The organism is Streptomyces sp. NBRC 110035 (genome assembly GCF_000829695.1).
GTDB lineage: Bacteria > Actinomycetota > Actinomycetes > Streptomycetales > Streptomycetaceae > Streptomyces.
Map to the genome: position 1 here is coordinate 89,051 of NZ_BBNN01000035.1, position 23,675 is coordinate 112,725.

The following is a 23,675-nucleotide window of genomic DNA, read 5'->3' on the forward strand; positions in this document are numbered from 1 at the left end:
CCGGTGAGGCCCTGATGACCGACGCACCACCACCCCCGACGAACGGGGCTCCCGTCTCCCCCGCTTCTCCCGAGGTCCGTCTCGACCCGCGCTACAGCGACCCGGAGGCGACCGCGCTCCCCTGGGCCGAGGCGCAGGGGCGGCTCGCCGCGGCGGAGCTCTTCTGGATCTCGACGGTCCGCCCCGACGGCCGTCCCCACGTCACTCCGCTTCCCGCCGTCTGGCCGGACGGCGCGCTGCACTTCTGCACCGGGCCGCAGGAGCGCAAGGCCCGCAACCTGGCGGCGAACCCGCACGTCGTCCTGACCACCGGCACCCCCGCCTGGAACGAGGGACACGACCTGACGGTGGAGGGGGAGGCGGTACGGGTCGCCGACGACGGCCGGCTGCGCGAACTGGCGGCGGCCTGGGAGGCGAAGTACGGGAGCTTCTGGCACTTCGAGGTGCGCGGCGGCCACTTCCACCACGGGCCGGGACGCGCCGTCGTGTTCTCGGTGGCGCCGCGCACGGTTTTCGGGTTCGGTAAGGGCGAGCCGTTCAGCCAGACCAGATGGCGGTTCGCGTGACGCCGAGAGACCGGACCGACCCGACCGACACAGCTGGAGGACCTCTGATGAACATGGCCATGACCCTCGAAGTACTCCCGCTGCCCGTCAGCGACATCGACCGGGCCAGGGACTTCTACCGGGACAAGGTCGGCTTCCACGTCGACATCGACCAGGAGGTCATGCCGGGCATGCGCATCGTCCAGCTGACGCCCCCGGGCTCCGGGTGTTCGATCGCGCTGGGCGACAGCATCTGGGAGATGGCGGGTGACGCCCGCCCGGCCCCGGGCTCGTACCGGGGCCTCCAGCTGTGCGTCGCCGACATCGGGGCGGCCCACGCGGAACTGACCGCACGCGGCCTGGAGATCTCCGAACCGGTCGTGTACACCCCGGACGACGGCGCGACGTTCATGTACTTCAAGGACCCGGACGGCAACGGCTGGGCGGTCCAGGAGTACCGCCGCCGCGCGACGGAGCCCCTGCACAAGCTGCTGACGGATCTGGCGGGCACCGCGGGCCGAGAGGACGGCCGGGCGTAGGGCGGGAGCGGCGGGACGGGGAGCGAAGCCCCGTCCCGCCGCGGGAGGAGGCCCCCGGGACGCGGGACCGTCCGGTGCGGGGGCTCCCGGCGGGGAGAGCCGGCGGACGTTACACGACGGCGGCTTCCTCGAGCGCCACCAGGCGGCCGGTTCCGCTGAGCGACGGCAGCTCGATGTCGGTCACGCACCGCACCTTCACCAGGTTGAGCGTCAGCGTGCCCTCGAGGTGCACGCGGCCGGCGCCCCGGTCGAAGTCGGCCCCGCCGAGGTCGCTGGCGGCCGGGTCGACGCGTACGCCGAGGTCGGTGCCGCCGTCGGTGTCGGTGAACTTGATGAAGACGTACCCCATCTCGGTGATACGCCGCTGGAGGTCCTTCACCGAGGGCGAGGGACCGCCGACCACGGTCCTGTGCACCTCGGCCGAGAGGCGTCCGACGAGTTCGTCCATGAGTGGCTCCTCTGTCACTGTCACGAAGTTCCGCTGACCGGACCGGCCGTCAGCCGGCCGTCTTCTCCCTCTGCAGGCGCAGGCTCCTGGGGCGCATGTCGACCCAGACCTCCTTGACGTACGCGAGGCACTCCTCCTTCGAGCCGGCCGTCCCCGTCTCCCGCCAGCCGTCGGGGACGGCGAGGTAGGTCGGCCACAAGGAGTACTGCTCCTCGTCGTTGACGAGGACCTTCAACTGCTGTGCTTCCACTGCCGGGCTCCAGCTTCTGTGCTGTCGGACATCGCGGTACGGGGCCGCCGGGTCACGCGGTACGGGGAAAGAGCCAGGGCGCCTCCTGCCGGCGGCGCTGCTCGTAGGCGAGGACGCGGTCCTTGTGGGAGAGCGACCAGCCGATGTTGTCGAGCCCCTCCATCAGGGAGTTCTTCTTGAAGGGGTCGGTCTCGAAACGGAAGGTCCGTCCGTCGGCGGTGGTCACGGTCTGGGCCGGCAGGTCGATGTGCAGCGTCGGCGGGGCCCCGCTCGTCAGGCCCTCCGCGATCGTCTCGACCTCGGCCGCCTCCAGCCGGACCGGGAGGATGCTGCTGTTGAAGCAGTTGTTGTGGAAGATGTCGGCGAAGCTCGGCGCGACGATGCACCGGAAGCCGAACTCCCGCAGGGACCAGGGCGCGTGTTCATGCGAGGAGCCGCAGCCGAAGTTGTCGCCCGCGACGAGCACGGAGGCACCCTCGTAGCGGGGTTCGTTCAGCGGGAAGTCCGGGGCGGGCGTGGTCCCGTCCTCGAGGTAGCGCCAGTTCCCGAACAGGTGGCGGCCGAAGCCGGTGCGGCTGATCGACTTGAGGAACCGGGCGGGGACGATGTCGTCGGTGTTCACGTTGGACCGCATCAGCGGTACCGCGGTGCCCTCGTGCGTGATGAATTTCTCCACGGTGGTCCTTCCTCTACACGTCGCGGACGTCGGCGAACCGGCCGGCCACGGCCGTGGCCGCCGCGGTCACCGGGCTCACCAGGTGGGTGCGGCCGCCCCGGCCCTGACGTCCCTCGAAATTGCGGTTGCTGGTCGAGGCGCAGCGCTCGCCCGCCGAGAGGCGGTCCCCGTTCATGGCGATGCACATGCTGCAGCCGGGTTCACGCCACTCGAAGCCCGCCTCGCGGAAGATGTCCGCCAGTCCCTCGGCCTCGGCGTCGCGGCGGACGGCCATGGAGCCGGGGACGACGATGGCGCGTACGCCGGGTGCCACCTTCCTGCCGGTGACGAACCCGGCGGCCTCCCGCAGGTCCTCCAGCCGCGGGTTGGTGCACGACCCGATGAACACGGTGTCGACCGTGATCTCGTCGACGCGTCGGCCGGGTTCCAGGCCCATGTACTCCAGGGCCTTCTCCATCTCGGCGCGCAGCGCCGGGTCGCTCTCGTCCTGCGGGTCCGGGACCGTACCGGTCACGTCGGCCACCATGCCCGGGCTGGTGCCCCAGGTGACCTGCGGCACCAGGTCGTCGACGTTCATCCGGTGCACCGCGTCGTAGCGGGCGCCGGGGTCCGCGGCCAGCTGCTTCCACTGCTCGGCGGCGAGCTCGAAGAGTTCGCCGGAGGGGGCGTAGCGGCGGCCTCGCACGTACTCGACGGTGACGTCGTCGGGGGCGACCATGCCGGCCCGTGCCCCCGCCTCGATGGCCATGTTGCACAGCGTCATGCGGCCCTCGACGGTCAGCGACTCCACCGCGGAGCCGGTGAACTCGATGACGTGGCCGGCCGACGGCGGCACCCGGACGCCCGCCCGGGAGGAACCCGCTGCCCCCGGGGCCCCGTGGACGATCCTCGTCGACGGCCTCCGGGCCACGCCCGGACCGGCGACGAAGTGGGCGGAGCCGTCCGGCAGCGGTCCGGGGCACCGGCGGCCGGTGCTGCGTGTGGTGGTGGCCGAAGGCGTCGGCGGTGTCGAGGGCTCGCCCCCGGCACCCCGCCCCGCGGGCTCCTGTTCCGCCCCCGGCCTCCGGTACGAGCTGACGCTGCACCCGCTCGGCGAGCAAGCCGTACGAACGCTGCTCGTCAGGGCATACGGCGAGGAGGCGGCCACCCCTCTCCTCGCTCCCGCGGTCGCCGCGACGGCCGGCAACCCGGCGCTGCTCTGCGCCACGCTCCGGCGGTGGCCCGGCCCCCCTCCCGACTCCGCTTCACGAGACCCGCTTCCTTCAGCAGGGCGGTGAGCCCACCGCGGACGACAGCGCCCCGAGCCACGACCGCGACCCCGACCGGTCCCGCGTTCATCCAGCGCCCCCTGTTCCTCCGTCGACCGGCTCCCCCGCCGAGCCGCCGTCGCACGATCCCAGCGATTATGTCCCGCCAGGGTGCGGTTTCACGCCAGTGGACGGTTGCATCCGCTCGACGATCCCGTCACCGCTCCGCGACATACGACCACCCCAGCCCGCCACCCCGGGCCCCGCAGGTACCCAGAACCCACCCGGTCCCACGCCACGGGCCACGGGCCCGGACCCGCTGCCCGCCCACGTCGCCTGCAGGCGTACCGCCTGCCCCTTCCCCTCCCTCACCGTCACCTCCTCGCCCACCGGCCGGGGCCGGTCCGGCGGTCCCCGGCAGGGATTCCTTACGGACAAAGCGTGTCAAGTACGCACGAATGGCCACTCGGGGCGGGACGGACGGTCACGTGGGATGCCCGGTGTACAACTTCCGGCAGGCGCCGGGGCGTCCGGGACGCGGGACCTCACGCAGGACATCCGATGAGGAGAAGTCGCCGATGAGTGAGTCCGTACACACCGGAACCGGGGATACCGGAGAGAAGGTCAGGACAGAGGCCTCCGCGACGGCCGGTCAGGCCAAGCAGGCCGCGGGCCAGATCGCGGACACCGCGACGGAGCAGGCCCGGACCGTGGCGGGCGAGGCCCGGCAGCAGGCCGGTACGGCCGTCCACGACCTGCGGAGCCGGGCGATGGAGGAGGCCGAGGGGCAGGCCGGGCGCGCGGCCGAAGCACTGCGGGGGTGGGCGGGCGACCTCACCGATCTCGCCGACCACGCCCAGAGCGACTCCGCCGCCCGCGGTTTCGCGGCCCAGGCGGCCGACCGGAGCCACCGTGCCGCCGACTACCTGGAGGAGCAGGGCGCCGAAGGACTCGTCTCCGACCTCCAGAGCTTCGCCCGCCGGCGCCCCGGGGCCTTCCTCGGCGGCGCGCTGCTGGCCGGGCTGGCCGTCGGTCGGCTGGCGAAGGCGTCGGGCGCCGTCTCCCGGACCCGGTCGCGGTCCGACGGGTCCGGACAGGAGCAGGCCTCCGGGTCGCAGGGGTGGGACGGGCTGGGTACGCCCCCCACCCGGCCGCTGCCCCCCGGCACTCCTCCGGCCGGTCCTCCGCCCACCGGAGGAGTGCCGCCGACCGGGGCGCCGGGGCGCGCACACCCGGAGGTGTGAGATGTCCTCCATGTCGCCCGTGCCCGGCTCGACCGAGCCGCAGGGACAGGAGCAGTCCGTGGGCCGGCTCCTCTCCGGCGTGACCTCCGACCTCCAGACCCTCTTCCGGCAGGAGGTCGAGCTGGCGAAGGCCGAGATCAAGGAGGAGGGGGCCAGGGCGGGCAAGGCCGCCGGGATGTACGGCGGTGCCGGCTTCGCCGGTTACCTGGTGCTGCTGTTCCTGTCGCTGGCCGCCGTACTGGGGCTGGCCAACGTGATGGACGGGGGCTGGGCCGCCCTGATCGTCGCCGCGGTGTGGGCCGTCGTCGCGGCCGTGCTGTACCAGAAGGGCCGCGCACGGATGCGTGCCGTCTCACCGAAGCCCGAGCAGACCGTCGAGACCATGAAGGAGAACGCGGAATGGGCACGTCACCCGACCAGGTGAGGGCCGAGATAGAGGCCACTCGCGAACAACTCTCCACGAACGTGGACCAGCTCGCCGAGCGGACCAGCCCCGGCCGGGTGGTGCGCCGCCGCGCGGACCGGATGCGCGACAGGGTGTCGGGCGTCCGCGACCGGGTCATGGGCACCGCGTCGCAGTCCGCGCAGGGTGTGACGGGCACCGCGCAGTCGGCGGCCGGCTCGGTGCAGGAGGGCGCCGGGAAGGCGTCCGGTTCGGCTCGCGCCGCGGCCGCTCGGGCGGGGGACGCCGTGCAGCAGGCACCCGACATGGCCCGCAGGCAGACCCGGGGCAACCCGCTGGCCGCCGGCCTGGTCGCCTTCGGCGTCGGTCTGCTGGCGTCCTCGATGGCGCCCGCGTCCCGGGCCGAGCAGCAGAAGGCCACCGAGCTGATGGAGCGCGGGGGCGAGGCCCTGGAGCCGGTGAAGGAGGCCGCCGCGGAGTCCGCGCAGCACCTCAGGGAAGGCGCCCGGGAGGTGACGCAGAGCGCGGCCGCGGAGGTGAAGGACACCGCGGCGCAGGCCGCACGCACCACCCAGGACGAGGCACGCGGCCGGACCGGCGAGGTCACCGAGCAGGCACGTGACTCCGGCCGGCACCTCAAGGGCTAAGGGCCTGTCGTCACATTCCCGCCGTCCGCCCCAAGGGCGGGCCGCACCGCGCCGCTCCGGTCCCACCCGAGGCCGGTCCCACCGGAAGGGAGTCCTGTTCCCCGGACCGCGTACGGGTCGGGGAACAGGGCTCGCTCCGCGCGTTACAGCACCGGCAGGTTCTTGCGCAGCTCGAAGGCCGTGACCTCGCTGCGGTACTCCTCCCACTCCTGGCGCTTGTTGCGCAGGAAGAAGTCGAAGACGTGTTCGCCGAGGGTTTCGGCGACCAGGTCGCTGCGCTCCATCAGGGTGAGGGACTCGCCGAGGTTCTGCGGGAGGGGCTCGATGCCGAGGGCACGGCGTTCGGCATCGGAGAGGGCCCAGACGTCGTCCTCGGCGCCGGGCGGGAGTTCGTAGCCCTCCTCCACGCCCTTCATGCCGGCGGCCAGGAGGAGTGCGTACGTCAGGTACGGGTTGGCGCCGGAGTCGATCGAGCGGACCTCGACGCGGGCCGAGCCGGTCTTGCCGGGCTTGTACATCGGGACGCGGACCAGGGCCGAGCGGTTGTTGTGGCCCCAGCAGATGTACGAGGGGGCCTCGCCGCCGGCGCCGGCGGTGCGCTCGGAGCCGCCCCAGATGCGCTTGTAGGAGTTGACCCACTGGTTGGTGACGGCGGAGACCTCCGCCGCGTGCCGCAGCAGTCCCGCGATGAAGGAGCGGCCCACCTTGGAGAGCTGGTACTCGGCGCCCGACTCGTAGAACGCGTTGCGGTCGCCCTCGAAGAGGGACAGGTGCGTGTGCATGCCGCTGCCCGGGTACTCCGAGAACGGCTTCGGCATGAACGTGGCCTGCACGCCCTGTTCCAGCGCCACCTGCTTCATGACCAGGCGGAACGTCATGATGTTGTCGGCCGTGGACAGCGCGTCCGCGTAACGGAGGTCGATCTCCTGCTGGCCGGGGGCGCCCTCGTGGTGGGAGAACTCCACCGAGATGCCCATCGACTCCAGCATGGTGATCGCCTGCCGGCGGAAGTCCATGCCGACGTTGTGCGGGGTGTGGTCGAAGTAGCCGGAGCTGTCCGCCGGGGTCGGGCGGCTGCCGTCGACCGGCTTGTCCTTCAGCAGGAAGAACTCGATCTCCGGGTGGGTGTAGAAGGTGAAACCCTGGTCGGAGGCGCGGGCCAGCGCGCGCTTGAGGACATAGCGCGGGTCGGCGAAGGACGGGGAGCCGTCCGGCATCAGGATGTCGCAGAACATGCGGGCCGTGCCGGGGGCCTCGGCGCGCCACGGCAGGACCTGGAACGTCGACGGGTCCGGCTTGGCGATCATGTCGGACTCGTACACCCGGGCGAAGCCCTCGATGGCGGAGCCGTCGAAGCCGATGCCCTCGTCGAACGCCTGCTCCAGCTCGGCCGGGGCCACGGCCACGGACTTGAGGAAGCCCAGTACGTCCGTGAACCACAGCCGTACGAACCGGATGTCGCGCTCCTCCAGCGTCCGGAGCACGAATTCCTGCTGCTTGTCCATCTTCCGCTTCCCCATCCTTGCCGGTCAGGCCGCCAGTCTCTCCCGCACCGGGTGGCCTCCTCGGGCGGCGGTCGGGCACTGCGGCCATCCCACCACATCCGGGTTTCGCGCGCGTTGCCGACCTTGATCGTCCCACGGGCTTCCACGGTGGCGCGAAGGGGCCGGCCACGCCAGGCGTATCACCCTGCGGCCCATCCTGCCCGCTCGGGCCGGGGTTCGTCACGGAGCGGCCCGTATGCGATCCGGCCCGCCCCGGCGCCCCGCGGCACACGCCTTGTACACGGTCCTCCCGGCGGCCCTGGACCCACCCCCCTTAATTGGTATTCCAGATGCAAGTTTTAATGGGCGGTGCAGACCGTCGAGAAGGCAGTCCACAACGAGGAGACCCGATGCTGTCCGAGCAGTCCGCCGCCACCGTCCGCGCCACGCTTCCCGCCGTGGGCGGGGCCCTCGGCGAGACAACCGAGCGGTTCTACGCCGGGATGTTCGAGGCCCGCCCCGAGCTGCTGCGCGACCTGTTCAACCGCGGCAACCAGGCCGCCGGCACCCAGCGCGAGGCCCTCGCCGGGTCCATCGCGGCGTTCGCCACGCACCTGCTGGCGCACCCCGACACCCGGCCCGACGCGATGCTGGGGCGCATCGCGCACAAGCACGCCTCGCTCGGCATCGCCCCGGAGCAGTACGCGATCGTCCACGAGCACCTGTTCGCCGCGATCGCGGAGGTCCTGGGCGAGGCCGTCACGCCCGAGGTCGCGGCCGCCTGGGAGGAGGTCTACTGGCTGATGGCCAACGCCCTCATCGCCATCGAGAAGCGGCTCCACGAGGAGCAGGGCGGGCCCGGCTGGCGGAAGTGGGAGGTCGTCGGGCGGGTCGCCGAGACCGCCGACGTCGTGTCGCTGCGGCTGCGTCCGGCCGACGGGGGGCCGGTGCGGGACTTCCGCCCGGGCCAGTACGTCTCCGTCCGCGTCACCCTCGGCGACGGCGCCCGGCAGATCCGCCAGTACAGCCTCTCCGGCGCGCCCGGCCCCGGCGAGCGGCAGTTCAGCGTCAAGCGCGTGCACGACGACGGAACGCCCGAGGGCGAGGTCTCCGGCCACCTGCACGCGCGCGTGCGGGTCGGGGACGTCCTGGAACTGTCCGAGGCGTACGGCGATCTCGTCCTCGAGGCCGAGCCCGCCGCACCCCTGCTGCTCGCCTCCGCCGGCATCGGCGTGACCCCGATGACCGCGATGCTGGCCCACCTCGCCGACCACGGCTACGACGCCCCGGTCACCGTCGTGCACGGTGACCGCTCCCCCGCCGACCACGCCCTGCGCGCCGACCACGAGACCCACGCGGCGAAGCTGCCGGACGCGGCGGTGCACCTCTGGTACGAGCAGGACGCCCCGGCCGGCGCCTCCACCGGCTACGTCGACCTCACCGGCGTACCGGTCGCGGCGGGCACGCGGGCGTACCTGTGCGGCCCGCTGCCGTTCATGCGGACGGTGCGGGAGCAGCTGATCGGCAAGGGCGTCGCACCGGCCGACATCCACTACGAGGTGTTCGGCCCGGACCTCTGGCTGGCCAAGCAGGACTGAGCGCGCCCCGCACGGCCGCGGGCTACGGCCGAGGGGGTCGGGAGATCTCCAGCAGCAGCGGGCCCGTCGGGCTCGCGGCGAGGTCCGACACGGTGAGCGGGTCCAGCGAGGCGAAGAACGCCTCCCGGGCCCGCCGCAGTGCGCCGCGCAGCCGGCAGGCGGACCGGAGCGGGCAGGGCGTGCCCGTGCCGGACGCGGACGCGCCCTCGCAGTCGACGACGTCGCCCTCGCCCTCGAAGGCCCGCACCAGGGCACCGACCGAGGCCGTCCGGCCCCGCTCGGTGAGGGTGAGGCCGCCGCCCCGGCCGCGCCGGGCGGTGAGCAGGTCCCTGTGCCGGAGTTCGGCGACGACCTTCGCGGCATGGGTGTACGGCACGCCCATGGCCTCGGCGACATCGCGCGTCGTCGGGTGGGAGCCCTCCGCGGCCACGGCGAGGCGCATCAGGACCCGCAGGGCCAGGTCGGTGGAGCGCAGCAGCCTCATACCGGGGAGCGTAGGTAATGCGCATCTCACGTTCAAATTATCTGTCGCAAACCGTGAGCCGTGAGCCGTCACGCGGGACGGCCCGGCGGCCCGGTGATCCGGCGCCCCGGCGGCCGGCTCAGGGTGATCCACGGCTCACCGCCCACCCGCCCCACCCCATAGTGTCGAGTTGACGATTACACTGGGCCGCGTGCCTCAACTTCGTCTCGCTCTGAATCAGATCGACTCGCGTGTCGGCGACCTCGCCGGCAACGCCGACACGATTTTCCGCCGGACCCGGCACTGTGCCGAGCAGGGAGCCCACCTCGTGGCGTTCCCGGAGATGGCGCTGACCGGGTATCCCGTGGAGGACCTCGCGCTGAGGTCGTCCTTCGTGGAGGCCTCCCGCGAGGCGCTGCGTTCCCTCGCCGCGCGGCTCGCCGAGGAGGGCTTCGGGGAGCTGCCCGTGCTCGTCGGCTACCTCGACCGCAGCGCCGCCGCCCAGCCGAAGTACGGCCAGCCGGCCGGTGCGCCGCGCAATGCCGCGGCCGTGCTGCACGGCGGCGAGATCGTACTGAACTTCGCCAAGCACCATCTGCCGAACTACGGGGTCTTCGACGAGTTCCGGTACTTCGTGCCGGGCGAGACCCTGCCCGTCCTGCGGCTGCACGGCGTGGACGTCGCCCTCGCCATCTGCGAGGACCTGTGGCAGGACGGCGGCCGGGTCCCGGCCGCGCGGTCGGCGAAGGCCGGGCTGCTGCTCTCCGTCAACGCATCCCCCTACGAGCGGGAAAAGGACGACACCCGGCTCGAACTGGTCCGCAGGCGGGCCCGGGAGGCCGGCTGCACGACCGCCTACCTCGCGATGACCGGCGGGCAGGACGACCTGGTCTTCGACGGGGACTCGATCGTCGTCGACCGGGCCGGCGACGTCGTGGCGCGCGCGCCGCAGTTCACCGAGGAGTGCATGGTGCTCGACCTCGACCTCCCCGGGGCCGCCGCGGACGTGCCGTCGGCCGGCGAGGTCGTCGACGACGGGCTGCGGATCGACCGCGTCGTCCTGTCCGAGGCGCCGCTGCCCGCGTACGCGCCCGAGCGGCACGGATCGTCCGCTCAGCCGCTCGACGACGACGAGGAGGTGTACGCGGCGCTGGTCGCGGGGCTCCGCGCGTACGTCGTGAAGAACGGCTTCGAGTCGGTGCTGATCGGCCTGTCCGGCGGGATCGACTCGGCGCTCGTCGCCGCGATCGCCTGCGACGCGGTGGGCGCGGAGAACGTCCACGGCGTGTCCATGCCGTCGAAGTACTCCTCGGACCACTCCCGCAGCGACGCGGCGGAGCTGGCGCGGCGGACCGGGCTGAATTTCCGGACCGTCTCCATCGAGCCGATGTTCGACGCGTACATGGGGTCGTTGGGGCTTACCGGGCTGGCGGAGGAGAACCTGCAGTCCCGGCTCCGCGGCACGATGCTCATGGCGATCTCCAACCAGGAGGGTCACCTCGTCCTGGCGCCGGGCAACAAGTCGGAGCTGGCGGTCGGGTATTCGACGCTCTACGGGGACTCGGTGGGGGCGTACGGGCCCATCAAGGACGTCTACAAGACGTCGGTGTTCCGGCTCGCGGAATGGCGCAACCGCTCGGCGGCGGCGCGCGGGAAGACCCCGCCCGTCCCGGAGAACTCGATCGCGAAGCCCCCGAGTGCGGAACTGCGGCCGGGCCAGGTCGACACGGACTCGCTGCCGGACTATCCCGTCCTCGACGCGATCCTCGACCTGTACGTGGACCGGGACCGGGGCGCGGACGAGATCGTGGCGGCCGGGTTCGACGCGGAACTGGTGAAGAAGACACTGCGGATGGTCGACCGGGCCGAGTACAAGCGGCGGCAGTACCCGCCGGGGACGAAGATCTCCCCGAAGGGCTTCGGCAAGGACCGCCGGCTGCCGATCACGAACGGCTGGCGGGAGTAGCCGGCACACGAGCGCGGAGCAGGACCAGAGCGGCCCCGGGAACTCGCGTCCCGGGGCCGCTCTGCGGCCTCCGCCGCCCGACAGCCCCAGCCGACCGACGGCCTCCGCCGCCCTGCGGTCCCAGGCGCCCTACGGCCTCCGCCGCCCAACGGTCTCAACCGCCCGGCGGTCCCAGACGCACTGCGGTCCCAAACGTCCGACAGTCCCAGCCGCCCAACGGTCTGCGCCGCCCAACGGTCTCAGTCGTCCGGCGTCGCGATCTTCACCCGGGCCGCGATGGGGAGGTGGTCGCTCGCCGTCTGGGGGAGCGACCACGAGCTCTCCGGTTCGGCGCCCTTGACCATGATCTGGTCGATCCGCGCCATCGGGAACGCCGCCGGCCAGCTGAAGCCGAAGCCGTTGCCCGACGCGCCCTGGGTGGAACGCATCTGGGAGGTCACGGCGTTCAGTGCGCGGTCGTTCATCGTGCCGTTCAGGTCGCCGAGCAGGACGACGTTCTCCAGGGGCTCCCTCGAGATGGCCGCGCCCAGGGCGTCGGCGCTCTTGTCGCGCTGGCGGGCGGTGAAGCCGGCCTCCATCTTGACGCGTACGGACGGAAGATGGGCGACGTAGACGGCGACCTGTGCCTCGGGCGTCGTCACCGTGGCCCGCATCGCGCGCTTCCAGCCGAGACGGATGTCGACGGCCGCCACGTCGCTCAGCGGGTACTTGCTCCACAGCCCGACGGTGCCGACCACCGCGTGGTACTCGTACGTCGACGCCAGCGCCGTCTCGTACGCCGGGACCGCCGACGCCTTCAGTTCCTCCAGGGCCAGGACGTCCGCCCCCGAGGCGGCGACATCGCGGGCGGTTCCGGACGGGTCGGGGTTCTGCGCGTTGACGTTGTGCGTGGCCACCGTGAGGTCGCCGCCGGGGCCGGTCCGGTCGGTGAGCAGGCCGCCGAAGAGGTTCAGCCAGACGACGGCGGGCAGCAGCACCGCGATCAGCGCGGTGGCGGACCTGCGGACCAGGGCCAGTACCAGGAGCACCGGGATGGCCAGACCCAGCCACGGCAGGAACGTCTCGAGCAGACTGCCCAGGTTGCCGACCACGTTGGGGATCCGGGCGTGGACCGCCATGACGAGGGCGAGCAGCACCGCGCACACGGCGAGGACCACGCCCCGGCGCCAGATACGGCGGTCTCCGCGCCAGCCTCTGGTCAGGCGGTCCCACAGGCGCCGAAGCCCGGTTGTCCGGCGTTGCTCGGGCCCCGGGCCGCCGTCGTCCGTCTCCGTCGTGTACGCCTGCTGCGCCATACCGTCGCCTCACACCTTGCCGTGCACACCGACTCCCCCTGTGTGCGTAGACCCTAGGGGATGATCGATGTCCTTCCCGCCGTCCGTCGACGGCCGTACGGAGGCGAGGACGAACGGAGACGTCCCGGGAGTTCCGGAGGGGACCGGGGAAAGCGCGCTCTGTGACGGAACGCGCACATGGTGGCGGCCGGGGCGCACGGGGCGGGCTGTCGGCGGGGAGTTCCCCGTCGCCGCCCCGGTGGCGGTCCTTCCGCCGGTGACCACCCCTGGCACCGGCTCTCGTGAAGTGCCACCATGGAGGGGATCCGGGGACGCCGTCAGGGCGCCTCGAGATGACGTGTGAGGAGCAGTTGCCATGACGCAGCTTTCGGCTGCCCCGACTTCGGAGTCGCGCCCCTCCGACGGCGGCAAGACGCTGTACGGGGGAAAGGGCACACGCCGTATCACCGTTCGCGACATCGCCCTCGCCAAGGAACGGGGCGAGAAGTGGCCCATGCTCACCGCGTACGACGCGATGACCGCGTCCGTCTTCGACGAGGCAGGCATCCCGGTCATGCTCGTCGGCGACTCCGCGGGCAACTGCCACCTCGGGTACGAGACGACCGTCCCCGTCACCCTCGACGAGATGACCATGCTGTCCGCGGCCGTGGTGCGCGGCACGAGCCGCGCCCTGATCGTCGCCGACCTGCCCTTCGGCTCGTACCAGGAGGGTCCCGTGCAGGCGCTGCGCTCGGCGACCCGGCTGGTCAAGGAGGCCGGGGCCGGCGCCGTGAAGCTGGAGGGCGGCGAGCGCTCGCACCGGCAGATCGAGTTGCTGGTCGAGTCCGGCATCCCGGTCATGGCGCACGTCGGCCTCACCCCCCAGTCCGTGAACGCCATGGGCTACCGCGTCCAGGGGCGTGGCGAGGAGGCCGCGCAGCAACTGCTGCGGGACGCCAAGTCCGTGCAGGACGCGGGCGCCTTCGCCGTCGTCCTGGAGCTGGTGCCGGCCGAGCTGGCCGCCGAGGTGACCCGGACGCTGCACATCCCCACGGTCGGGATCGGCGCGGGGCCCGGGACGGACGCGCAGGTGCTGGTGTGGACCGACATGCTCGGGCTGACCGGGGGCCGGGTGCCGAAGTTCGTGAAGCAGTACGCGGACCTGCGTGAGGTCATGGGCGGCGCGGCGAAGGCGTTCGCCGAGGACGTCGTGGGCGGAACGTTCCCGCAGGAGGAGCACTCCGTTCACTGAACCACAGCGCCGCGGCGCTGCCGTGGTGCTGCCGCTGAGCCAACGCCGCACACGGACGGGCCCGCCGACTTCCCCCATCGGCGGGCCCGTCCCCCCGTGAGGGCCGCTGTCCCGGGGGCTGAGCCCCCGGACCCCCGTCGGCCTGAAGGGCCTCGTCCTCGAACGCCGGACGGCCGGTCATGCCGGCCGCGTCGCAGCAGTGCCCCGCCGGCAAGCCCCGACAAACCCCCGACGGCCCTCTGTCGGACGGCTGTCGGGGGTTTGTCGGTGGGGGGGTGTCAGGGTCGGGGCATGACGCGAAACGACAACGACTCCGGTGGCGCGGGCAACGCCGTCACCGTCCGGGGGCTGGTCAAGCACTACGGCGGGACCAGGGCACTGGACGGTGTCGACCTGGATGTGCGCGAGGGCACCGTGATGGGGGTTCTCGGACCGAACGGCGCCGGCAAGACCACCCTCGTCCGCATTCTCTCCACCCTGCTCGCCCCGACCTCCGGCGGGGCCACCGTCGCCGGGTACGACGTGCTCCGCCAGCCCCGGCAGCTGCGCAGGGTGATCGGACTGACCGGGCAGTACGCCTCCGTGGACGAGAAGCTCGCCGGCTGGGAGAACCTGTATCTGATCGGCCGGCTGCTCGACCTGTCCCGCAGGGAGGCCCGTGGCCGCGCCGACGAGCTGCTGGAGCGGTTCTCGCTCACCGAGGCGGCCCGGCGTCCGGCGGCCACGTACTCCGGCGGCATGCGGCGCCGGCTGGACCTGGCCGCGTCGATGATCGGCCGGCCCGCGGTGCTGTTCCTCGACGAGCCGACCACGGGACTGGACCCGCGTACCCGCAACGAGGTGTGGGTGGAGGTCAGGCGGCTGGTCGGGGACGGGGTGACCGTGCTGCTGACCACCCAGTACATGGAGGAGGCCGAGCAGCTCGCCTCCGAGCTGACCGTCGTGGACCGCGGCAAGGTCATCGCGAACGGCGGCATCGAGGAGCTGAAGGCCAAGGTCGGCGGCCGTACCCTGCGGATCCGCCCGGCCGATCCGCTCCAGCTGCGCCCGCTCGCCGCCGCGCTCGACGAGCTGGGCATCACCGGGCTCGCCACCACCACCGTGGACTCCGAGCGGAGTGCCGTCCTGGTACCGGTCCTCAGCGACGAGCAGCTGACCGCGGTGGTCGGCGCCGTCACCGCGCGGGGCCTGACCCTCGCCTCCCTCACCACCGAACTGCCCAGCCTGGACGAGGTGTTCCTCTCGCTCACCGGCCACCGCGCCAGTGCCCCGCAGGACACCGTGCCCGCCGAGACCCACGAGGAGGCCGCCGCATGAGCTCCGCGACGTCACCGAAGACCACGACGACCACGGCCACTCCGAAGACCGACGTCACCCCGGCCGGCGGGGCCGCGGCGGCCGGTGCCGCCGGTGCCGCCGGTGCCGCCGGTGGGGCCGGTACGGCCCGGGTGGCCGTCGGGGACGGCCGGATCCCGCTGCGTTCCCATCTGCGGCACACCGGTGCGCTGGTCCGGCGCAATCTGCTGTGGATCCGGCAGGACCCGGAGTCGATGTTCGACGCCGTGCTGTTCCCGATCGTGTTCACCCTGCTGTTCGTGTACGTCTTCGGCGGCTCGATCGGGCAGTCGCTGGGCGGCGGGCAGGAGGCGTACGTGCAGTACATCGTGCCCGGCCTGATGGCCATGATGGGCATGAACATGGCCATGGGGGTGGGTACCGGCTTCAACCAGGACTTCAACACGGGTGTCATGGACCGTTTCCGGTCGCTGCCCATCGGCCGGGGCTCGGTGCTGTTCGCCAAGATCACGGTCGAGATACTGCGCATGCTGATCGCCACCGCGATCCTCATGGTCGTCGGTGTCCTGGTCGGCTTCGACATCACCCACTGGCCGGGGCTGTTCGCCGCCGTGGGGCTGTCCGTGCTGTTCGGCTCGGCCCTCATGTGGATCTTCATCACGCTGGGTGTGACGATGAAGAGCGCGCAGTCGGTGCAGGCGATGGGCTTCCTGGTGCTGATGCCGCTGCAGTTCGGTTCGTCGATCTTCGCGCCGACCCAGTCGATGCCGGGCTGGCTGCAGACCTTCACCGACGTCAACCCGCTGTCCTCGCTGGCCGACGCCGCGCGCGGCCTGATGGTGGGCGGCCCGGTCGCGCACGACCTGTGGCTGACGGTGGCCTGGTCGGTGGGGATCACGGCGGTGATGGCACCGGTCGCGATCCACAAGTTCCGTACGAAGAGCTGACCGGGAAACCGGTCCTCCGGCCCCGTGCGCGGTCACACCAGGGCGGCGGCCTCCTCCGGGGAGAGGCGGCCGCCCTCCGCGTACGCGGCGGCGTACGCGGTGTCGCCGAGGGCCTCCCGGATCCGCCGCTCGGCCCGTTCACGTACCTCGCGCTCCATGCGCCCGGCGATGTGACGGGACGGCAGGGAGGCGTCGGCGGCACCGAGGCAACGGGCCGCGTCGCGGGCGTGCCGGCCACCGTCCACGCCGGCCAGGGCCATGGCGGCCATGGTCATGTGCGAGGCCCGCATGTGGACGGCGATCGCCAGGGTCAGCGGGTTGTTGGACTGTGCGAGCGCCGCGCGGATCGTGCCCAGCGCCCGTTCGTCGTGTCCGTCGGCGATGTCGAGCCAGCCCTCGGCGCCGAGGATGAAGGCGTCGAAGACGACGTAGTGCGCGATACGGAACTCCTCACGCAACGAGCGCAGTTGCTCGCGCGCCTCGGCGACGCGCCCGGTCATGCCGAGCCAACCGGTCAGGAAGAGCCGGGCGGCGGGCAGCGCCGGCTCGTGTCCGCCGCCGCGCCGGTCGATGACGTCGCGCAGCAGCCGCTCGCCACGCTCCTCCTCCCCCGCCTCCAGCAGCACGCCGCCCAGCCGGGCGGTGAGCACCGCGGTCTGGGCGTGGGCGCCCAGACGTTCCGCGTACCGGATCGCCTCCTCGTAGTCGGCGGCGGCGAGCGCGCACTCGCCGCGACGTTCGCGTGCCTCGGCGCGGGCGGCGAGGCCCTCGGCGGCTCCCCAGGCGTCGCCGATCCGCCGGTGGATCTCCAGGGCCTCGTCGGCGTCGCGCAGCGCGTCGTCGGCCCAGTCGCTGCGGTTGGCGAGGAAGTTGGCCCTCATCTGCAGGTTGGAGGCCAGTTCCCAGTCGAAGCCGGGTGTCTGCCGGCAGGTGCGGACGGCCGCGTCGACGACCTTGTGCAGGGTGTTCATCTCGCCGTTCAGCAGCAGGGCGAACGCCCAGAAGGTGCCGGGCGGGCGGCAGGCCTGCGGCTGGCCGGGCTCGTAGGTCGCGGCGATGACCCGCAGCCTGCGCTGCGCCTGGGGTGTCATCCAGTCGTCCAGCTCCGTGTCCATGCAGGCCATGTGGGCCAGATGCACCTCGCGCCGGGCCTCGGCGAGCACCTCGTCGGTCATCGGCGGCGGGGCGTCGGTGCAGCTCTGCCACAACGACGGCACGGGACGGGCCGGTTCGGTGAAGGGGTCCGGGCCCAGCGCCATCACCTCACGGCACCAGGTGCGGGCCTCGATCCGCTGGTCGCGCATCTGCCAGTACCAGACCAGCGACAGCGTCAGGCACAGCGCCTCCTGCTCCTCGCGGGCGGCGAGGGCGTGGCGCAGCGCGGTACGCAGGTTCTCGTACTCGCGCTCCAGCCGCTCGATGGCGAGCAGCTGGTCGGGGCCGCGCAGCAACGGATCCGTGGTGCGCGCGAGTTCGCGGTAGTGCCTGAGGTGGGCGCGTTCGGCGCCGGGCCGCTGTCCGGCCTCGTCGAGCCGTTCGGACGCGTACTCGGCGACCGTTTCCAGCAGCCGGTAGCGCATCTCGTCACCACCCGCGCCGGCACCGGCGCCCGCGTCCGAAGGGGCCGCCACCACCAGGGACTTGTCCACGAGCGAGCCGAGCACGTCCAGTACGGCGGGCCCGCACACGGCCTCGGCGGCGGCCAGGTCGCAGCCGCCCGCGAAGACGGACAGCCGCCGCAGGACGTCCCGTTCACCGGCGTCGAGCAGGTCCCAGGACCAGTCGACGACGGCCCGCAGGGTCTGCTGGCGGGGACGGACGGTACGGCTGCCGGAGGTGAGCAGCCGGAAGCGGTCGTCGAGCCGGTCGGCGATCTGGCGCGGGGTCAGCATCCGCAGCCGGGCTGCGGCGAGTTCGATGGCCAGGGGCAGCCGGTCGAGCCGGCGGCAGATCTCCGCGCACGCCTTCGGGTCGTCGTCGACGCGGAAGCCGGGGCGGGCGGCGGCCCCGCGGTCGGCGAGCAGCCGCAGCGCGACCGGTTCCGGCAGCGGTTCCACCGGGCGCAGCACCTCCCCCGGGACGCCGAGGGGTTCGCGGCTGGTGGCGAGCACGGTGAGTCCGGGGCAGCGTTCGAGGAGGGTCTCGACCAGCCGGGCGGCGGCGTCCACGACGTGCTCGCAGTTGTCCAGGACCAGCAGCATGCGGCGCCTGCCGCAGTGTTCGGCGAGGCGGCCCACGGGGTCGTCGCCGCGTTCGGTGGCGGCCCGCATGCCCTCGGCGCCGGCGCCGTACAGCACGGTCTCGCGGGCGCCGACGGCGGTGACGACCGCTTCGGGGACGGCGTCGGGGTCGTCGACCGGGGCGAGTTCGGCGACCCGGACGCCGTCCCGGACGAGGTCCGGGAGCCCGCCTGGGGCCGCACCGTCCCCCGTGCCGCCGTGCCCGGCGGACGCTCCGCCGTGTGCGGCGGACGCCCGCAGGAGGGCGTCGGCGGCCTCCTGCGACAACCGGGTCTTCCCGGCCCCTCCGGGCCCGAGCAGGGTGACCAGCCGGGCCGAGGCGAGATCGCCCCGGATGGCCTCGATGTCGGCCTCCCGGCCGACGAAGGAGGTCAGCCGGGCCCGCAGGCCGCCGGACGGGGGTGGGGGCGGTGGCGCCGGTGCGACCGCCGGCGTCGCTTCCGGTCTCAGTAACGCGGCGTGCAGGGACCGCAGTTCGGTGCCGGGGTCGGAGCCGAGACGGTCGGCGAGCAGCCGGCGTACGTCCTCGTAGGCGGCCAGTGCCTCGGCGGTGCGTCCGGCGTCCCGCAGGGCGCGCAGCCGCAGCGCCTGGAGGGGTTCGTCGAGGGGGTGGCCGTCGCACAGGGCGGTCAGCTCGGGCAGCGACTGCTCGGCCTCGCCGAGGGCCAGGGCGGCGCCGTGCCGGGCGCGCAGGGCGTCCAGGCGCCGGGCGGCGGACCGGGCCGCCTCGCCGGTGCGGTCGGGCAGATCGGCGAGGGCCGGTCCGCGCCACAGGGCGAGGGCCTCGTCCAGCACGAGGCACGCCTTGGCCGGGCCCCCGTCGGACAGCGCGCGCAGGCCCTCGCCGACCAGCCGCCCGAACCGGTGCAGGTCGACGTCGTCGGGTGCGGCGGTGAGGCGGTAGCCGCCGTCGTCGAAGGCCACCGCGTCCGCGCCGAGCACCCGGCGCAGCCGCCCCACCAGCGCCTGCAGCGCGCCCGTCGCGTCGGCCGGCGGTTCGCCGTCCCACACCTCGTCGACGAGGTGACGCACCGGCACCGTACGGCCGGCCCGCAGCGCGAGCACCGCCAGCAGCGCACGCAGCCGCGCCCCGCCGACCGGGACGGCGGTGCCGTCGGGGCGGAGTGCCTGGGTGGTACCGAGGATGCGATAGCGCACGGGGTCCATTGTCTCCGGTGGTCCGGGGGCGGTCACGGGCCGGGGTCGGGCGGGCGGCCCTGTTCGCCCGCCGCCGCCCGCAGGTCCTCCATCCTCTCCGGAACCGGTGGCCGACGCGAGACGTTTTCCGGGTGCGCCGGGTACGGTCGGGCAGTCCGCCCGCGTGTCTCCGACGGCCGCGTGCCCGACAGTCAGCCCAGGGAGCCCCATGACCACCGCCACCACCCGCCACAGCGACCGGCGGATCAGCCCGGTGTTCCTGGGCATCCTGGCCGTCACGGCGGTCACCGGATGGGCCACCTGGACCGGGTTCGCGAACCAGCCGGGCGTGGCCGTGTTCCTGTTCGTGACGGCCGCCTGGATCGTCTCGCTGTGCCTGCACGAGTACGCGCACGCCCGCACGGCGCTGCACAGCGGCGACATCTCGATCGGCGCGAAGGGCTACCTCACGCTGAATCCCGCGAAGTACACCCACGCCCTGCTCAGCATCGTGCTCCCGGTGCTGTTCGTGATCATGGGCGGGATCGGTCTGCCGGGCGGCGCGGTGTTCATCGAGCGGCACCGGATCCGGGGGCGCCGGCGGCACAGCCTGATCTCGGCGGCGGGCCCGCTGACGAACGTGCTGTTCGCGCTCGTGTGCACGGCACCGTTCTGGCTGGGCGCGCTGGACGGCGTGCCGGTCCACTTCCGGTTCGCGCTGGCGTTCCTGGCGCTGCTCCAGGTGACGGCGGCGATCCTGAACTTCCTGCCGGTGCCGGGCCTGGACGGCTACGGCGTGCTCGAGCCCTGGCTGTCGCCGGGCCTGCGGCGGCAGGTGGAGCCGTTCGCTCCGTTCGGCCTGCTGTTCGTGTTCGCGCTGCTGTGGGTGCCGGCGGTCAACGGCGTGTTCTTCGAGGTGATCGACGCGGTCCTGTCGGCGCTGGGCATCCACGAGGCGGAGACGTACTGCGGCCTGGAGCTGTTCCGCTTCTGGCAGGGGGAGAACGAGTTCTGCGCGGCAGCGGCATGAGGGGTCCGGCCGGCGGCGGGTGGCTCAGCCCGTGACGGGACCTTCGGCCCGGGCCGCGCGCGCCGCCCTCCCGGCCTCCCGCTCGGCCTTCCCGCGCCGCACGTAGTACCAGGTCATGTTGGACGACAGCCCCGCGAGCAGGATCCAGACGACGCCCAGCCAGCTGCCCTGGACGAAGGACACGACGGCCGCGGCGACGGCGAGGAGGCAGACGGTGAGGGCGTGGAGAGCGAGGCGGGGCATGGCGGCTGGGCTCCTGTCGGGGGACACTGCTTCGCCGACCAGTGTCCCCCATGGGGTCACACGTCCGTGACGCGGAGCCCGGCGTGTGCCTTGTAGCGGCGGTTGACGGAGATCAGGTTGGCGACCAGGGACTCCACCTGGTGGGCGTTGCGCAGCCGTCCGGCGAAGATGCCGCGCATGCCGGGAATGCGTCCGGCGAGGGCCTGCACGATCTCCACGTCGGCGCGGACCTCGCCGAGCACCATCACGTCGGTGTCGATCATGTCGGTCTCCGGGTCCTGGAGCAGGACCGCGGACAGGTGGTGGAAGGCGGCGGTGACCCGGGAGTCCGGGAGGAGGGCGGCGGCCTGCTGGGCGGCGCTGCCCTCCTCCGGCCTGAGCGCGTAGGCGCCCTGCCGGTCGAAGCCGAGCGGGTTGACGCAGTCGACGACGAGCTTGCCGGCCAGTTCCTCGCGCAGGCCCTCGAGCGTCTTGCCGTGGCCGTCCCAGGGCACGGCGACGATCACGATGTCGCTGCGGCGGGCGGTCTCGGCGTTGTCGGCGCCCTCGACACCGTGGCCGAGCTCCTCGGCGGCGGCCTGCGCGCGTTCGGCGGCGCGCGAACCGATGATCACCTTCTGGCCGGCCCTGGCGAGCCGGAAGGCGAGGCCCTTGCCCTGCGGTCCGGTGCCGCCGAGCACGCCGACGACGAGCCCGGAGACGTCGGGCAGGTCCCAGGGGTCCTTGGCGGGCGCCTTCGCGGGGGCGTTCTCGGGCTGCTGTGCGCTGTCGCTGGGGGTACGGGAGGTCATGGCCCGACTCTACGGGCGCGGGGAGTCCGTTTCCGGCCCGGCCGGCCCACGTGAGCCCCGTCACTGTGCCGCCCGCCGCCCCCTCGGCCGGGTGAATCGGCGGCGAACACCGGATCTCCGGGGCCCCGTCGGGGCAGGGTGCGGCCCATGGATGCCGTACGGGTCGCGCTGCTGCGGGACGTGCTCGCCGGGACCGAGTGGCTGGGGGCCACCCGGCGGTTCGCGGGGGCGCTGCGGGGATCGGTGGTGTCGCACGGGGGCGGGCTGCTGCTGGTGGGCACGCGGGAGTACGAGCCGTGGCACCTGGCGGCGCATCTGGTGGACGAGGCCGCCTGGTCGGGCACGCCGGAGCTGGCCCCGACGCTCGTACGGCACGACGCGCGCCCTTCGGACCCCGCGCATCTGGCGGTGGGCCTCGGACGGCTGGAGGCGGCGCGGCGGGGCGAGACGCTGCTGGTGGTGGCGCCCGGGGAGCCCACCGCCCCGCTGCTGGAGCGGGTGTCGGACGCCCGCCGGGCCGGCGCGACGCTGCTGTCCCTGGGCCCCGGCGACGGCGAGCTGCCGGAGCTGGCCCACGAGGCGCTGGCCGTCCCGGACGGTGCCGAGCTGGACCTGGACACCGTGCAGCACCTGGTCGGCGCGGCGGCCGGGGAGAACGCGCTGCCGCCGTCGCGGGGCCGCCGCCCCTTCGGGGACCGCATGTCGCGCCTGGCCGACCTCCTGACGGCCCCGCCCCCGGACCGCTGGTAGCCGGAGCGGGTCCGCTCGCGGGCCGCCCGGTCAGGCGTCGCCGCGTCCGCCGTCGCCCTCGGCGTCGTCGTGCCACCTGGGGTCGTTCTCCCACTGGAGGTTGCGCTCGCGGGCCGTCGCCATGGCGTGCTCGGCCTCGGTGCGGCTCGTGTAGGGCCCGAAGCGGTCCTTGTTCGGGCAGTCCGGACCCTCCTCGACCTTCTGGTGTTCCAGGCAGTAGTACCACTCGCCCGGCTTTCCGACCGTCCGCTTCTTGAACAGGGGCATGACCGGCTCCTCTCGCCACGGAAGACGGTGCCCCGTGGGCACTGAATTAGACTCGCCGCCATGTCTGGCCAGTCGCTGCTCATCCCAGGGGAACTGTCTCCCACCCGTTCCGTACCCGGAAACATCCGCCGACCCGAGTACGTCGGGAAGCCCGCTCCCACCCCGTACACCGGCCCGGAGGTGCAGACCCCCGAGACCGTGGAGGCGATGCGGACCGCCGGGCGGATCGCGGCGCGGGCGATGGCGGAGGCCGCCAAGCTCATCGCGCCCGGCGTGACCACCGACGAGCTGGACCGGGTGGCGCACGCGTACATGTGCGACCACGGGGCGTACCCGTCGACGCTCGGTTACCGCGGCTTCCCCAAGTCGCTGTGCACGTCGGTCAACGAGGTGATCTGCCACGGCATCCCGGACTCGACGGTGCTGCGCGACGGCGACATCGTCAACCTGGACGTGACGGCGTACATCGGCGGGGTGCACGGCGACAACAACGCCACGTACCTGGTGGGCGACGTGGACGAGGAGAGCCGGCTCCTGGTGGAACGCACCCGGGAGTCGCTGAACCGGGCGATCAAGGCCGTCAGGCCGGGCCGGCAGATCAACATCATCGGCCGGGTCATCGAGTCCTACGCCAAGCGCTTCGGCTACGGCGTGGTCCGGGACTTCACCGGGCACGGCATCAACACCGCGTTCCACTCCGGGCTGATCGTCCCGCACTACGACAGCCCGCACGCGACGACGGTCATCCAGCCCGGCATGACGTTCACGATCGAGCCGATGCTGACGCTGGGCACGCACGAGTACGACATGTGGGACGACGGCTGGACGGTCGTGACGAAGGACCGCAGGCGGACGGCCCAGTTCGAGCACACCCTGGTGGTGACGGACACGGGCGCGGACATCCTGACCCTGCCGTAACCGGACAGCCGGACCCGAAG

General features: G+C 73.0%; 25 protein-coding genes. 14 read left to right on the forward strand and 11 right to left on the reverse strand.

Going from position 1 to position 23,675, the window contains the following annotated elements:
* The first annotated feature begins 14 nt into the window (after positions 1 to 14).
* The gene (locus TU30_RS24195) at positions 15 to 566 is read left to right on the forward strand and encodes a pyridoxamine 5'-phosphate oxidase family protein (protein WP_042173629.1); all 552 of its coding nucleotides are present in this window, start codon (positions 15 to 17) and stop codon (positions 564 to 566) included.
* Between the two features lie 53 nt (positions 567 to 619).
* A complete protein-coding gene (locus TU30_RS24200) occupies positions 620 to 1,084 on the forward strand; it encodes a VOC family protein (protein ID WP_042173631.1) in 465 nt (154 codons plus the stop codon).
* A gap of 109 nt (positions 1,085 to 1,193) precedes the next feature.
* Here TU30_RS24200 and TU30_RS24205 read toward each other — a convergent pair whose 3' ends face one another.
* The 4 genes from TU30_RS24205 to TU30_RS24220 are packed head-to-tail and all read right to left on the reverse strand — an operon-like array spanning position 1,194 to position 3,293.
* Entirely contained in the window at positions 1,194 to 1,532 is a 339-nt protein-coding gene (locus TU30_RS24205) for a hypothetical protein (protein ID WP_042173524.1), read from the reverse strand.
* Positions 1,533 to 1,581: 49 nt separating this feature from the next.
* Entirely contained in the window at positions 1,582 to 1,782 is a 201-nt protein-coding gene (locus tag TU30_RS24210; protein WP_042173526.1) for an MbtH family protein, read from the reverse strand.
* 52 nt (positions 1,783 to 1,834) lie between these two features.
* Positions 1,835 to 2,458 (reverse strand): 3-isopropylmalate dehydratase small subunit, encoded by a 624-nt coding sequence (gene leuD / locus TU30_RS24215; RefSeq protein WP_042173528.1) that lies wholly within the window; start codon positions 2,456 to 2,458, stop codon positions 1,835 to 1,837.
* A 13-nt stretch (positions 2,459 to 2,471) separates the two neighbouring features.
* Positions 2,472 to 3,293 carry an aconitase family protein gene (locus tag TU30_RS24220; protein WP_234307972.1) on the reverse strand — a complete coding sequence of 274 codons (822 nt, stop codon included), beginning with the start codon at positions 3,291 to 3,293 and terminating at the stop codon, positions 2,472 to 2,474.
* Between TU30_RS24220 and TU30_RS24225 the strand changes: the two genes are divergently transcribed.
* The 4 genes from TU30_RS24225 to TU30_RS24240 all read left to right on the forward strand — a co-directional run bounded on the left by TU30_RS24225 (position 3,268) and on the right by TU30_RS24240 (position 5,999).
* Complete coding sequence (locus TU30_RS24225; protein WP_042173530.1) at positions 3,268 to 3,735, forward strand: hypothetical protein; 468 nt, start codon at positions 3,268 to 3,270, stop codon at positions 3,733 to 3,735. The two genes, TU30_RS24220 and TU30_RS24225, sit on opposite strands and share 26 nt — an antisense overlap.
* Positions 3,736 to 4,283: 548 nt before the next feature.
* Positions 4,284 to 4,949, forward strand: a complete 666-nt coding sequence (locus TU30_RS24230) for a hypothetical protein (RefSeq protein ID WP_052479898.1) — start codon at positions 4,284 to 4,286, stop codon at positions 4,947 to 4,949.
* Between the two features lie 10 nt (positions 4,950 to 4,959).
* Complete coding sequence (locus tag TU30_RS24235; RefSeq protein WP_042173637.1) at positions 4,960 to 5,373, forward strand: phage holin family protein; 414 nt, start codon at positions 4,960 to 4,962, stop codon at positions 5,371 to 5,373.
* On the forward strand, positions 5,349 to 5,999 hold the full coding sequence (locus tag TU30_RS24240) for a DUF3618 domain-containing protein (protein WP_042173532.1): 651 nt from the start codon (positions 5,349 to 5,351) through the stop codon (positions 5,997 to 5,999). The genes TU30_RS24235 and TU30_RS24240 overlap by 25 nt, the downstream gene beginning before the upstream one ends.
* A 143-nt stretch (positions 6,000 to 6,142) precedes the next feature.
* Here the strand turns inward: TU30_RS24240 and TU30_RS24245 are convergent, their stop codons facing one another.
* Entirely contained in the window at positions 6,143 to 7,504 is a 1,362-nt protein-coding gene (locus TU30_RS24245; RefSeq protein ID WP_042173535.1) for a glutamine synthetase family protein, read from the reverse strand.
* Between the two features lie 389 nt (positions 7,505 to 7,893).
* Here TU30_RS24245 and TU30_RS24250 point away from each other — a divergent pair, with 389 nt between their 5' ends.
* Positions 7,894 to 9,081, forward strand: coding sequence for a globin domain-containing protein (locus tag TU30_RS24250; protein WP_042173537.1), 1,188 nt, complete (start codon positions 7,894 to 7,896; stop codon positions 9,079 to 9,081).
* A gap of 22 nt (positions 9,082 to 9,103) precedes the next feature.
* Here the strand turns inward: TU30_RS24250 and TU30_RS24255 are convergent, their stop codons facing one another.
* Positions 9,104 to 9,565 (reverse strand): Rrf2 family transcriptional regulator, encoded by a 462-nt coding sequence (locus TU30_RS24255; protein WP_042173540.1) that lies wholly within the window; start codon positions 9,563 to 9,565, stop codon positions 9,104 to 9,106.
* Between the two features lie 190 nt (positions 9,566 to 9,755).
* Here TU30_RS24255 and TU30_RS24260 point away from each other — a divergent pair, with 190 nt between their 5' ends.
* Positions 9,756 to 11,510, forward strand: coding sequence for an NAD+ synthase (locus TU30_RS24260; protein ID WP_042173541.1), 1,755 nt, complete (start codon positions 9,756 to 9,758; stop codon positions 11,508 to 11,510).
* Between the two features lie 239 nt (positions 11,511 to 11,749).
* Here TU30_RS24260 and TU30_RS24265 read toward each other — a convergent pair whose 3' ends face one another.
* Positions 11,750 to 12,805, reverse strand: a complete 1,056-nt coding sequence (locus tag TU30_RS24265; RefSeq protein WP_042173544.1) for an endonuclease/exonuclease/phosphatase family protein — start codon at positions 12,803 to 12,805, stop codon at positions 11,750 to 11,752.
* A 355-nt stretch (positions 12,806 to 13,160) separates the two neighbouring features.
* On the opposite strand from TU30_RS24265, the gene panB reads away from it, so the two are divergent.
* The 3 genes from panB (at position 13,161) to TU30_RS24280 (ending at position 16,279) form a co-directional block, all read left to right on the forward strand.
* On the forward strand, positions 13,161 to 14,036 hold the full coding sequence (panB, locus tag TU30_RS24270; RefSeq protein ID WP_042173546.1) for a 3-methyl-2-oxobutanoate hydroxymethyltransferase: 876 nt from the start codon (positions 13,161 to 13,163) through the stop codon (positions 14,034 to 14,036).
* Between the two features lie 291 nt (positions 14,037 to 14,327).
* Positions 14,328 to 15,353, forward strand: a complete 1,026-nt coding sequence (locus TU30_RS24275; protein ID WP_042173547.1) for an ATP-binding cassette domain-containing protein — start codon at positions 14,328 to 14,330, stop codon at positions 15,351 to 15,353.
* On the forward strand, positions 15,350 to 16,279 hold the full coding sequence (locus TU30_RS24280) for an ABC transporter permease (RefSeq protein WP_234307973.1): 930 nt from the start codon (positions 15,350 to 15,352) through the stop codon (positions 16,277 to 16,279). The genes TU30_RS24275 and TU30_RS24280 overlap by 4 nt, the downstream gene beginning before the upstream one ends.
* Before the next feature lie 32 nt (positions 16,280 to 16,311).
* Here TU30_RS24280 and TU30_RS24285 read toward each other — a convergent pair whose 3' ends face one another.
* The gene (locus TU30_RS24285; protein ID WP_042173549.1) at positions 16,312 to 19,686 is read right to left on the reverse strand and encodes a BTAD domain-containing putative transcriptional regulator; all 3,375 of its coding nucleotides are present in this window, start codon (positions 19,684 to 19,686) and stop codon (positions 16,312 to 16,314) included.
* 199 nt (positions 19,687 to 19,885) lie between these two features.
* On the opposite strand from TU30_RS24285, the gene TU30_RS24290 reads away from it, so the two are divergent.
* On the forward strand, positions 19,886 to 20,686 hold the full coding sequence (locus TU30_RS24290; protein WP_042173551.1) for a site-2 protease family protein: 801 nt from the start codon (positions 19,886 to 19,888) through the stop codon (positions 20,684 to 20,686).
* Positions 20,687 to 20,710: 24 nt separating this feature from the next.
* Here TU30_RS24290 and TU30_RS24295 read toward each other — a convergent pair whose 3' ends face one another.
* Positions 20,711 to 20,929, reverse strand: coding sequence for a hypothetical protein (locus tag TU30_RS24295; RefSeq protein WP_042173553.1), 219 nt, complete (start codon positions 20,927 to 20,929; stop codon positions 20,711 to 20,713).
* A gap of 56 nt (positions 20,930 to 20,985) precedes the next feature.
* Positions 20,986 to 21,720, reverse strand: a complete 735-nt coding sequence (gene npdG / locus TU30_RS24300; protein ID WP_042173555.1) for an NADPH-dependent F420 reductase — start codon at positions 21,718 to 21,720, stop codon at positions 20,986 to 20,988.
* Positions 21,721 to 21,867: 147 nt separating this feature from the next.
* Between npdG and TU30_RS24305 the strand changes: the two genes are divergently transcribed.
* The gene (locus TU30_RS24305) at positions 21,868 to 22,470 is read left to right on the forward strand and encodes a hypothetical protein (protein ID WP_042173557.1); all 603 of its coding nucleotides are present in this window, start codon (positions 21,868 to 21,870) and stop codon (positions 22,468 to 22,470) included.
* Between the two features lie 30 nt (positions 22,471 to 22,500).
* Here TU30_RS24305 and TU30_RS24310 read toward each other — a convergent pair whose 3' ends face one another.
* The gene (locus TU30_RS24310) at positions 22,501 to 22,737 is read right to left on the reverse strand and encodes a hypothetical protein (RefSeq protein WP_042173558.1); all 237 of its coding nucleotides are present in this window, start codon (positions 22,735 to 22,737) and stop codon (positions 22,501 to 22,503) included.
* A 60-nt stretch (positions 22,738 to 22,797) separates the two neighbouring features.
* Between TU30_RS24310 and map the strand changes: the two genes are divergently transcribed.
* Positions 22,798 to 23,655 carry a type I methionyl aminopeptidase gene (gene map / locus TU30_RS24315; protein ID WP_042173560.1) on the forward strand — a complete coding sequence of 286 codons (858 nt, stop codon included), beginning with the start codon at positions 22,798 to 22,800 and terminating at the stop codon, positions 23,653 to 23,655.
* Positions 23,656 to 23,675 lie beyond the last annotated feature (20 nt).

Bases quoted from the DNA above. Each gene is read 5' to 3' on its own strand.
- TU30_RS24230 (WP_052479898.1), top strand. From the start codon at position 4,284: ATGAGTGAGTCCGTACACACCGGAACCGGGGATACCGGAGAGAAGGTC.
- TU30_RS24280 (WP_234307973.1), top strand. From the start codon at position 15,350: ATGAGCTCCGCGACGTCACCGAAGACCACGACGACCACGGCCACTCCG.
- TU30_RS24265 (WP_042173544.1), bottom strand. From the start codon at position 12,805: ATGGCGCAGCAGGCGTACACGACGGAGACGGACGACGGCGGCCCGGGG.
- TU30_RS24290 (WP_042173551.1), top strand. From the start codon at position 19,886: ATGACCACCGCCACCACCCGCCACAGCGACCGGCGGATCAGCCCGGTG.
- TU30_RS24235 (WP_042173637.1), top strand. From the start codon at position 4,960: ATGTCGCCCGTGCCCGGCTCGACCGAGCCGCAGGGACAGGAGCAGTCC.
- TU30_RS24240 (WP_042173532.1), top strand. From the start codon at position 5,349: ATGGGCACGTCACCCGACCAGGTGAGGGCCGAGATAGAGGCCACTCGC.
- TU30_RS24250 (WP_042173537.1), top strand. From the start codon at position 7,894: ATGCTGTCCGAGCAGTCCGCCGCCACCGTCCGCGCCACGCTTCCCGCC.
- TU30_RS24295 (WP_042173553.1), bottom strand. From the start codon at position 20,929: ATGCCCCGCCTCGCTCTCCACGCCCTCACCGTCTGCCTCCTCGCCGTC.
- npdG (WP_042173555.1), bottom strand. From the start codon at position 21,720: ATGACCTCCCGTACCCCCAGCGACAGCGCACAGCAGCCCGAGAACGCC.
- TU30_RS24255 (WP_042173540.1), bottom strand. From the start codon at position 9,565: ATGAGGCTGCTGCGCTCCACCGACCTGGCCCTGCGGGTCCTGATGCGC.
- TU30_RS24275 (WP_042173547.1), top strand. From the start codon at position 14,328: ATGACGCGAAACGACAACGACTCCGGTGGCGCGGGCAACGCCGTCACC.
- TU30_RS24245 (WP_042173535.1), bottom strand. From the start codon at position 7,504: ATGGACAAGCAGCAGGAATTCGTGCTCCGGACGCTGGAGGAGCGCGAC.
- TU30_RS24225 (WP_042173530.1), top strand. From the start codon at position 3,268: ATGACGTGGCCGGCCGACGGCGGCACCCGGACGCCCGCCCGGGAGGAA.
- TU30_RS24285 (WP_042173549.1), bottom strand. From the start codon at position 19,686: ATGGACCCCGTGCGCTATCGCATCCTCGGTACCACCCAGGCACTCCGC.
- map (WP_042173560.1), top strand. From the start codon at position 22,798: ATGTCTGGCCAGTCGCTGCTCATCCCAGGGGAACTGTCTCCCACCCGT.
- panB (WP_042173546.1), top strand. From the start codon at position 13,161: ATGACGCAGCTTTCGGCTGCCCCGACTTCGGAGTCGCGCCCCTCCGAC.
- TU30_RS24305 (WP_042173557.1), top strand. From the start codon at position 21,868: ATGGATGCCGTACGGGTCGCGCTGCTGCGGGACGTGCTCGCCGGGACC.
- TU30_RS24195 (WP_042173629.1), top strand. From the start codon at position 15: ATGACCGACGCACCACCACCCCCGACGAACGGGGCTCCCGTCTCCCCC.
- TU30_RS24205 (WP_042173524.1), bottom strand. From the start codon at position 1,532: ATGGACGAACTCGTCGGACGCCTCTCGGCCGAGGTGCACAGGACCGTG.
- TU30_RS24310 (WP_042173558.1), bottom strand. From the start codon at position 22,737: ATGCCCCTGTTCAAGAAGCGGACGGTCGGAAAGCCGGGCGAGTGGTAC.
- TU30_RS24200 (WP_042173631.1), top strand. From the start codon at position 620: ATGGCCATGACCCTCGAAGTACTCCCGCTGCCCGTCAGCGACATCGAC.